An 8,083-nucleotide genomic window follows, 5' to 3' on the forward strand; every position below is an offset into this window, starting at 1 on the left:
AGCGCCCGCGACGGGGCGGTGCAGACCTCGCCCTTGTTGAACGCGAAGAGCACGAAGCCCTCGATCGCCTTGTCCAGGAACGCGTCGTCGTGGTCCATGACGTCGGCGAAGAAGATGTTGGGGCTCTTCCCGCCGAGCTCGACGGTGGACGGGATCAGGTTCTGGGCCGCGTACTGCATGATCAGCCGGCCGGTCACCGTCTCCCCGGTGAAGGAGACCTTCTGGATCCGCGGGTTGGACGCCAGCGCCTTGCCGATCTCGGCTCCCGGTCCGTTGATGATGTTGACGACACCTGGCGGCACGACGTCCTCGATCACCTCGGCGAGCTTGAGGATCGACCACGGCGTCGGGGAGGCCGGCTTGAGCACCGAGCAGTTGCCCGCGGCGAGGGCCGGGGCGAGCTTCCAGGCCGCCATGAGCAGGGGGAAGTTGAACGGGATGATCTGCCCGACCACGCCGAGGGGCTCCCGGAAGTGGTAGGCCACGAGGTCCTTTTCGACCTCGGTGGAGCGGCCCTCCTCGGCGCGGATCGCCGCGGCGAAGTAGCGGAAGTGATCCGCCATGAGCGGGATGTCGGCGGCCAGGGTCTCGCGCACCGGCTTGCCGTTCTCCCAGCTCTCGGCCACGGCGAGCATCTCCGCGTTCGCCGTGATGGCGTCGGCGATCGCGTTGAGCACCGCGGCACGCTCGGTGGCCGTGGCCGCGCCCCACGCGTCCTTCGCGGCGTGGGCGGCGTCCAACGCGAGCTCGACGTCGGCCGGGGTCGAGCTGGCGACCTCCGCGATCGGGCTGCCGTCCACCGGGCTCACGTCGACCCGGTAGTGGCCCTCGGTCGGGGCCAACCACTTGCCACCGATGAAGTTCTCGTAACGCGGAGCGACCTCGACGATGCTGCCGGGGCGGCCGGGCGGGATGTACTGCATGTCATTCCCCTTTCACGGAAAGCGACTCACCCCGCACTGAACCCCCGATCCGGCCGACCCAGCAGGGGTTGAACGTCCCGCGGGACAGGGACGATCGGGGAACTTCGGCCCTGCTGTGCGCACCTGCTCCGCGCCTAGCGTCGGTCGCATGACCACGCATCACGGCACGGCCATCACGACATGCGGACGTTCTTCGACGTCCGATCGCTAACGGCACTGGAGATCCTCGACTCCCGCGGGCGTCCGACCGTCGCCGTGCGGATCACCCTCGGCGACGGATCGACAGGCACGTCGGGCGTGCCCTCAGGCGCGCCGACGGGCACCCGCGAGGCGGTCGAGATGCGCGACGGCGACCCGGCCCGCTTCGCCGGAGCCGGGGTTCTGCGGGCGGTCGGCCACGTCGGCTCCGAGATCGCCGACTGGGAGCAGCAGGGCGCACGAGTCCTGGCCGAGCAGCACCGACAGGTCGATGCGGCCATGGCGGGTGCTCCGGCGAGCTGGACCTACCACGCCTCCCACGGGGACCCCGTCGCGCTCCTGGCCGCCGTCGCCGCGGAGCACGACGCCCTGATGATCATCGTGGGAACGCGCGGCGAGGGCTTCGGCGCGGCCGTGGCGAGGCTGCTGGGGCGTTCCGTGTCGCACGGTGTCATCGGTGGCCAGCACCGGCCGGTTCTCGTCGTGCCGCCACCGGACGACGCTCCGCTCAGCCGGCCGGAGCCGCCGCCACCGCATTCCGGAGGTTCTCGCCCAGCGTGGCGAGGAACTCCTCGGTGCTCTGGTACGGCGCATCCGGGCCGATGAGCAGCGCCAGGTCCTTGGTCATGGCACCGCTCTCCACCGTCTCGACCACCACCCGCTCGAGCGCCTCGCAGAAGCCCACCAGCTCGGCGTTGCCGTCCAACCGGCCGCGGTGCGCCAGACCCCGGGTCCACGCGTAGATCGACGCGATCGGGTTCGTGGAGGTCGGCTCGCCCTGCTGGTGGCGGCGGAAGTGCCGGGTGACGGTGCCGTGCGGGGCCTGCCTACGCCACCGGCCGGTTGCTCCCCGACGTCGCCGCCGACGTGATCTCCCGGCACCTGGCCTTCACCCCCCACCCCTAGCGGTAGCCGTCCGGCCCTTGTTGTGGTGTCCTGAGCTGGTCGCCTCGGACCTCGGTGACGTGTCGGTCTTCGACGACGTCCAGAGGGGCCCCGATGAGTTCCGCTCCGCCGGCCGGGCCTGACCGCCAGGCCGGCCGGCCCGGCACCGCGCCCGACCAGCCGCTACCAGCGGGCACGGGGTTGACCTTCCCCGACCTGCCACGGCTGGAACTCGACCAGCTGCTCGGGCAGCTGGTCGAGCGCGCGCAGGAGGTCCAGGTCACTCAGGGCCGGCTGCGGGGTCTGCTGAAGGCCAACCAGGTGATCAGCAGTGATCTGGCGTTGCCCGTGCTGTTGCGCCACATCGTCGAGGCCGCCCGCGACCTCATCGGCGCCCGCTACGCCGCCGTCGGTGTGATCGCTCCCGACGGGCACCTCGCGGAGTTCATCCACATCGGCATGGCGGCCGAGGTGGTCGCCGGGATCGGAGACCTCCCGCAGGGCAAGGGCCTGCTCGGAGCACTGATCGAGAACCCCGAGCCGATCCGGCTGCGGCGGATCTCCGACGACCCCCGCTCCTCCGGCTTTCCCGACGGCCATCCCCCGATGGACAGCTTCCTCGGCGTCCCGATCCGGGTCCGCGGCGAGGTCTACGGCAACCTCTACCTGTGCGAAAGCACGCGCGGGGAGTTCAGCAGCGAGGACGTCGCCCTCATCCAGGCCCTCGCCACCACGGCAGGGATGGCCATCGACAACTCCCGGCTCTTCGATGCGGCACGTAATCGCCACGAGTGGCTGCAGGCCTCTGCCGCCATCACCCGGCGACTGCTCGCCGTCCCCGACCCCGCCGACCCCACCGACGCCGCAGGCGAGGCCGTCGGAGATCCGTTGCAGTTCATCGCCGAACGCAGTCTCGCCGTCGCCCACGCCGACCTCGTCACCGTCGTGCTTCCCGACGGAAACAGCGACGACCTGCGGATCGAGATCGCCGTCGGCACCGGCGCCGACGACTTCCGCGGCCGCCGCGTCCCGCTCAGCGCGGGGACGCTGTCCGGTCAGGTGTTCGTCAGCGGTATCCCCCAGCGGGTCTCCGGCCCCGACAACCTCCAAGGCCGCACCTCCATCACCTCGCGCATGCTGGACGTCGGTCCGATGCTGGTCATGCCGCTGCTGGGTCCGAAGCGCACCCACGGCGTGCTCACCGCGGTGCGGGTCCGTGGCCGGGCCGAGTTCACCGCCGACGACCTCGACACCGCCACGGTGTTCGCCAACCAGGCCTCCCTCGCACTCGAGCTCGCCGAGTCCCGCCGGGAGCAGCAACGCGCCACGATGCTCGACGAGCGCGACCGCATCGCCGCCGACCTGCACGACCACGTCATCCAGCGGCTCTTCGCCTCGGGACTGACCCTGCAGAGCGTGCTCGGCGGGCTCCCCGCGGGGAAGGCCCACGACCGGGTCCAGGCCACCATCGGCGACCTCGACGACACCATCAGCCAGGTCCGCACTACCATCTTCGGGCTCCAGCAGGTCGTCGGCGCCGCACCGAGTGGCGTGCGGGCCCGGCTGCTCGACGTCGTCGCCGACGTCGCGCCGATGCTCGGGTTCGAACCCACCGTGCGGTTCTCCGGACTGCTGGAGAACACGCTGTCCGACGACGTTGTGGCCGACCTGCTCGCCGTGCTGCGCGAGGCCCTCACCAACATCGCCCGCCACGCCCACGCCCGCTCCGCTGAGGTCGATCTCGTCTCCGGCCCCGACCGGTTGACCCTCGACATCCGCGACACCGGCGTCGGCATCGGCCCGACCGGCCGGCGCAGTGGGCTGGCGAACCTGCGCCGCCGCGCCGAGCTGCGGGGCGGGACCTTCACCCTCGCCCCCTACGAAACACAGGGCACGTGGCTGTCCTGGTCGATTCCCCACCGCTGAGTCTCACCCCGAGGACGGACCGACCGCGTCCGGAAGGGGGACGTTGTCCTCTGCTCGCTCCGCTGTCCCGGACGGCATCGTGGGAGGAACAGCAACCGAACTGAGGTCGACGATGCCGATGATGGCCGTACCTGCTCCGCCCGCCGCGATCGACCGCGAAGAGTGCCTGCAACTGCTGGCCGGAGCGGCGGTCGGACGCGTCGTGTTCACCGCTTTGGCTATGCCCGCTGCCCAACCTGTCGCGTTCCTCGTCGACGGCGACGAGATCGTGTTCCGGGCCAGTGGCCCGATCGGCGCCGCCCGCAAGGACGTGGTCGCCTTCGAGGCCGACAACATCGACCCGAACACCCTCACCGGCTGGAGCGTCCTCGGTGTCGGCGAGGCCTACGAGGTCCGCGACCCGGCGAGGCTGGCCCGGTTAACCGGCCTGCCCCTGACGGTGCTCGAAACCGCGTCACCGCAGTCGACCGTCATCGCGATCCGGCTCCGCAACCTCACCGGCCAACGCGTGCATCCGGCCGAACCGGGCTAGCGCCTCCAGGGAACCTCGATCGGCCTCGATCCACCCAGACCCTTATGGACCAACGCCTCTAGCTCCAGATGGCCCAGTTCCGCGACGGTGCACCCGCACATTGCATACCCGGCTTCATCGTCGATTCGGAGTAATCATGACCGCGTATCCGGCAGCCCCGCCGTCCGTACCGCCGACTCCTCCTCGAAAGCCGAGAGGGAACGGTCTCGCCATCACGGCGATAGTGATGGGCGCCCTTTCTCTGCCCTTCTCATAAATCCCCTTCATCAACATTCTCGGCATCATCCTCGGATTCGTGGGAGTCATTCTGGGGCTGGTGGGGATCTTCTTCTCCAACCGCATCAGGTCAGTCATCGGTCTGGCACTCTTGCTCGCCGGGGTCATCCTCGGCTTCGTGTGACCCGTTCGGCTGTGAGTTCGATCGATCAAGCGGTGAACGCAACCCCGCAGTCCGGATCACAGACCACACAGGATCCTGGTGCCGCATCGCCCGCCTTCCCGGGGGCCACGACCAATGGCCGAGTCGCACAAGCCGGGGAGACGGTGGTCAAAGACGGCCTCTCGTTGACCAGCAGCGCTGTGAAGGCCGGCGACAGTACATACGGCAAGTCTCTGTGCACCGCAGTCCACTACAGCAACGGGACCACCGCAACGGTGTCATTCAACGCCTTCGACTGGAAGATGCAGGATCCGGACGGCACCATCCTGTCCACGACATTCGGCGGCAGCCAGAAGATGCTCGACTCAGGCGAACTCGAGCCCGGCGGAAACGTCTCCGGCGACGTGTGCTTCGACAACAAGAGTGGCACGCCCGGTCAGCACATCGTCCTCTATCAGGGCTCGATCTTCTCCGGCGACCGGATCGCCTGGCTGAACAAGGCCTGATAGTCACCTGCAACCACGGTTGCGGCGTGACGTAAGGCATACGGAACCCGCCGCCCGGCCCGAGTCCTGCGGTCACGACCGCCGGCACGGGTCGGGCACTTCCCGTGCGCCCACGCGCTGCGTGTCGACATGGGAAATCCGATCCCCCGGGATGAGCCACGACCGGGTGCTAAGCACCGGCCGAGAATTGTCCCTGCTTGAGCGGGCTGTGCCCCGTGAACCGCGTCCCCGTCACGCCGACCACCGATCCCGCGATCGCCGTGACGGCGATGCATTCGACCGGATCGGGGGTGGGCCCGGTGAGGACGACGTCACCGCCGCGCACGGTCACGGTCCACCGCCCGAGCCCCCGGTGCCTGGCGAGCCGACACCGGACGTCGTCACGGATGTCCGCGTCGTCCCGGGCGAGTGCCCGGACCACGTCCTGCTCGGTGATCGCCCCGACCACCACGCCGTCCTCGACCACGGCGAGGCAGCCGAGCCCGGACAGGCGCAGCACGGCGATCACCTCCGCCACGTCCTGCTGCGGATGGGCGACAAGCGCGCCGGCATCGGGCGCCCGCTCGCCCGCCACGGTCGGGCCCAGCACCGACATCTCGCACACCCGCATCCGGTTCCCCTTCATCACACGACGCTGCCCGCCCCGATCCGGGGCGAGCAGCAGGGTCGGGATCTGGCCGAGCTCAGTACTCGATGTGCAGGTCGTTGACGACCTCGATGACGCCCGGTGCGGCCCAGCACGCCTGCTCGGCCTCGCGGCGCTCGGCCCACGAGCGCACGGTGCCGTGCAGGGTGACCACGCCCTCGGCCCCGGTCGTGACGCGGATGTTCCTGCTCTCCAGGCGGGCGGTGCGGACCAGCGCGGACGTGATCGACGACTTCACCCCGGACACCATGACGGCGGGACGGATCTTCACCAGGTTCAGAAGGCTGGTGACGCCCTTCGCGTACCGGACCGCACGGTCGGCAGCCGATCGCTGGAACTGCCAGTCCACGTCACCGGTCAGGGTGACGACGTGGTCGTGGACCACGGCCTTGACCGACCCCGGGACGTCGACGGCACGATCGAGCGCCTCACCGGCCTCCCGGGCGATGTCGCTGTCGTTGACCTCGCTCCACCGGGTGCGCAACGTGATCTCCTAGGCGATGGCGGTGACGCCGTGCACGCGCTGGGCGGCCTTGGTCGCCATGAGCTTCTCCGGGTAGCTATCGACCTCGCCGGACAGCGTGACGGCCCCGTCGTCGATGACCGCGGACTTGATGTCGGAATCGGATCTGCGCAGTGTCTGGCTCATACCGTGAGCCTCGGCGATCCGCCACGCTCCGGACAGGGCAGAAGGTCACCACCCGCTACCGTCATCAGCCCGGCGCGCTCCCGGATGTGGAGGGCGGCGTCTCGGGGGTCAGGCGCGGGCGGGCGCCGTCCGAGGTCGGTGCGACTTCCGGTGCCGTCGACGTCGTGCGGACGGGTGTTGACGTCGGTACGGTGGTGGGCTCGCTCGTACGGGGCACGGTCCGCGCAGGGGTCGGTGTCGGCACGGCCGACGTCTCGACCGCGCCGGTCCCCGCGACGGCCGCACCTGCACGTAGAGCGCCAGCACCCCCGCGAACAGCACGGTCAGGACGACGGTGGAGAGCCGCACCCGTGCCGTCACCCGAAGCTGCCGGTCGACTGGTCCGTGTCCAGCTCCGCCGGAACCGTCAAACCCTCACGGCGGAACGCCACCGCCACCCGCGTGCGCAGCTCCCGGCCCACCGCGAACTGCTTGCCCGGCAACGTGCGGGCCACCATCCGGATCCGGAACTCGTCCACCTCGATCGTCTCCACACCCATCACCGTCGGCGCGTCGAGCAGCAGCGCCCGCAGCTCCTCGTCACCCCACGCGGCCGCCCCCACCAGCTGCAGGATCTCCGTGGCCCGGCCGACCCCGACCGTCGCCGGATCGGCACGTCGACCACCGCGCGGGCCCAGTCGCGGGAGAGGTTCACCGTGCGGGCGATCTGCCCGTTCGGCACGATGATCACTTCCCCGTCGACCGACCGGAGCCGGATGACGCGCAGGTTCACGTCCTCCACCGTGCCCGTCGCGTCGCCCACCACGCCCGTCGTGGACACCCGCACCAGGTCCCCGAACCCGTACTGACGCTCGGCGATGATGAAGAACCCGGCCAGCACGTCCTGCACGATGCGCTGCCCGCCCAGCCCGAACGCCACCCCGATGATCGTCGCCGGCGCCACCAGCCCGGTGAGCGGGATCCCCAGCCGTGCCACCACAAGCACCGCCGCCACGCAGTACACCAGCACTAACACCCCCAGGTGAGCACCTGGATCAGCGCGTGCCGGTGCTTGGCCTCCTCCGAACGCACCAGCGACTCGGTGCTGTCGTCGTGGGCGTCGACGTGCCCGATCATCCGGCCGCGGACCCACGCCGCGAGCCTCGTCAGCAGCACCGAGCCCAGGACGAGCAGCACGATCTCCAGCCCGCTGCCCCGGGCCCAGTACGCGACGTCGGCCAGCGACCCCACAGGCGGCCGGGTTCAGTTCGCCGACGGAACGGGCGGGGTGCCGTTGCTCGACGGCACAGCCGGCGGCTGCATCGGGTAGGCCACGGAGGCCGGGCCCGGCTGCGCCGCTGCGGCGGCCGTCTCCCGGGCCAGGAACGACCCCAGCTCGCCGATCGTGCTCATCAGCGGCGCCGGGAAGACGACGGTGGTGTTCTTGTCGACACCGATCT

Annotated in this window: 11 protein-coding genes and 3 pseudogenes; 5 read left to right on the forward strand and 9 right to left on the reverse strand. The window is 70.3% G+C overall.

What is annotated here, in order from left to right; genetic code table 11:
* Positions 1–923 (reverse strand): aldehyde dehydrogenase family protein (locus JWR81_RS34110; RefSeq protein ID WP_297662219.1); only part of this gene is annotated, 923 nt, incomplete at its 3' end.
* 180 nt (positions 924–1,103) lie between these two features.
* Between JWR81_RS34110 and eno the strand changes: the two are divergent.
* A pseudogene (eno, locus tag JWR81_RS34650) lies at positions 1,104–1,346 on the forward strand (phosphopyruvate hydratase); the annotation flags it as partial.
* Between the two features lie 54 nt (positions 1,347–1,400).
* Positions 1,401–1,727: a universal stress protein gene (locus JWR81_RS34655; RefSeq protein ID WP_367278900.1), complete on the forward strand. Its 327-nt coding sequence runs from the start codon at positions 1,401–1,403 to the stop codon at positions 1,725–1,727.
* On the opposite strand, the pseudogene JWR81_RS34120 reads toward JWR81_RS34655, so the two are convergent.
* Positions 1,630–1,947 (reverse strand): annotated as a pseudogene (locus JWR81_RS34120) (isocitrate/isopropylmalate family dehydrogenase); the annotation flags it as partial. The gene JWR81_RS34655 and the pseudogene JWR81_RS34120 sit on opposite strands and share 98 nt — an antisense overlap.
* Positions 1,948–2,120: 173 nt before the next feature.
* Here JWR81_RS34120 and JWR81_RS34125 point away from each other — a divergent pair.
* The 3 genes from JWR81_RS34125 to JWR81_RS34135 all read left to right on the forward strand — a co-directional run bounded on the left by JWR81_RS34125 (position 2,121) and on the right by JWR81_RS34135 (position 5,349).
* A complete protein-coding gene (locus JWR81_RS34125) occupies positions 2,121–3,932 on the forward strand; it encodes a GAF domain-containing protein (RefSeq protein WP_297662223.1) in 1,812 nt (603 codons plus the stop codon).
* A gap of 121 nt (positions 3,933–4,053) precedes the next feature.
* Complete coding sequence (locus JWR81_RS34130; RefSeq protein WP_297662225.1) at positions 4,054–4,464, forward strand: pyridoxamine 5'-phosphate oxidase family protein; 411 nt, start codon at positions 4,054–4,056, stop codon at positions 4,462–4,464.
* Between the two features lie 411 nt (positions 4,465–4,875).
* Positions 4,876–5,349 carry a DUF4352 domain-containing protein gene (locus JWR81_RS34135; protein ID WP_297662227.1) on the forward strand — a complete coding sequence of 158 codons (474 nt, stop codon included), beginning with the start codon at positions 4,876–4,878 and terminating at the stop codon, positions 5,347–5,349.
* A 169-nt stretch (positions 5,350–5,518) separates the two neighbouring features.
* Here the strand turns inward: JWR81_RS34135 and JWR81_RS34140 are convergent, their stop codons facing one another.
* The 7 genes and pseudogenes from JWR81_RS34140 to JWR81_RS34170 form a co-directional block, all read right to left on the reverse strand.
* Positions 5,519–5,974, reverse strand: coding sequence for a BON domain-containing protein (locus JWR81_RS34140; protein WP_297662229.1), 456 nt, complete (start codon positions 5,972–5,974; stop codon positions 5,519–5,521).
* 58 nt (positions 5,975–6,032) lie between these two features.
* Positions 6,033–6,479, reverse strand: a complete 447-nt coding sequence (locus JWR81_RS34145; RefSeq protein ID WP_297662231.1) for a BON domain-containing protein — start codon at positions 6,477–6,479, stop codon at positions 6,033–6,035.
* A gap of 9 nt (positions 6,480–6,488) precedes the next feature.
* Entirely contained in the window at positions 6,489–6,644 is a 156-nt protein-coding gene (locus JWR81_RS34150) for a BON domain-containing protein (RefSeq protein WP_297662233.1), read from the reverse strand.
* 356 nt (positions 6,645–7,000) lie between these two features.
* Complete coding sequence (locus JWR81_RS34155; protein WP_297662235.1) at positions 7,001–7,246, reverse strand: hypothetical protein; 246 nt, start codon at positions 7,244–7,246, stop codon at positions 7,001–7,003.
* Positions 7,183–7,659: a mechanosensitive ion channel domain-containing protein gene (locus tag JWR81_RS34160; protein WP_297662237.1), complete on the reverse strand. Its 477-nt coding sequence runs from the start codon at positions 7,657–7,659 to the stop codon at positions 7,183–7,185. The genes JWR81_RS34155 and JWR81_RS34160 overlap by 64 nt, the downstream gene beginning before the upstream one ends.
* A complete protein-coding gene (locus JWR81_RS34165; protein WP_297662239.1) occupies positions 7,653–7,874 on the reverse strand; it encodes a hypothetical protein in 222 nt (73 codons plus the stop codon). The genes JWR81_RS34160 and JWR81_RS34165 overlap by 7 nt, the downstream gene beginning before the upstream one ends.
* Positions 7,875–7,886: 12 nt before the next feature.
* Positions 7,887–8,083: pseudogene (locus JWR81_RS34170) on the reverse strand (slipin family protein); the annotation flags it as partial.

Origin of the sequence: Pseudonocardia sp. (assembly GCF_025965585.1) — a bacterium.
Taxonomy (GTDB): domain Bacteria; phylum Actinomycetota; class Actinomycetes; order Mycobacteriales; family Pseudonocardiaceae; genus Pseudonocardia.

Bases quoted from the DNA above. Each gene is read 5' to 3' on its own strand.
- JWR81_RS34655 (WP_367278900.1), top strand. From the start codon at position 1,401: ATGGCGGGTGCTCCGGCGAGCTGGACCTACCACGCCTCCCACGGGGAC.
- JWR81_RS34125 (WP_297662223.1), top strand. From the start codon at position 2,121: ATGAGTTCCGCTCCGCCGGCCGGGCCTGACCGCCAGGCCGGCCGGCCC.
- JWR81_RS34130 (WP_297662225.1), top strand. From the start codon at position 4,054: ATGGCCGTACCTGCTCCGCCCGCCGCGATCGACCGCGAAGAGTGCCTG.
- JWR81_RS34140 (WP_297662229.1), bottom strand. From the start codon at position 5,974: ATGAAGGGGAACCGGATGCGGGTGTGCGAGATGTCGGTGCTGGGCCCG.
- JWR81_RS34150 (WP_297662233.1), bottom strand. From the start codon at position 6,644: ATGAGCCAGACACTGCGCAGATCCGATTCCGACATCAAGTCCGCGGTC.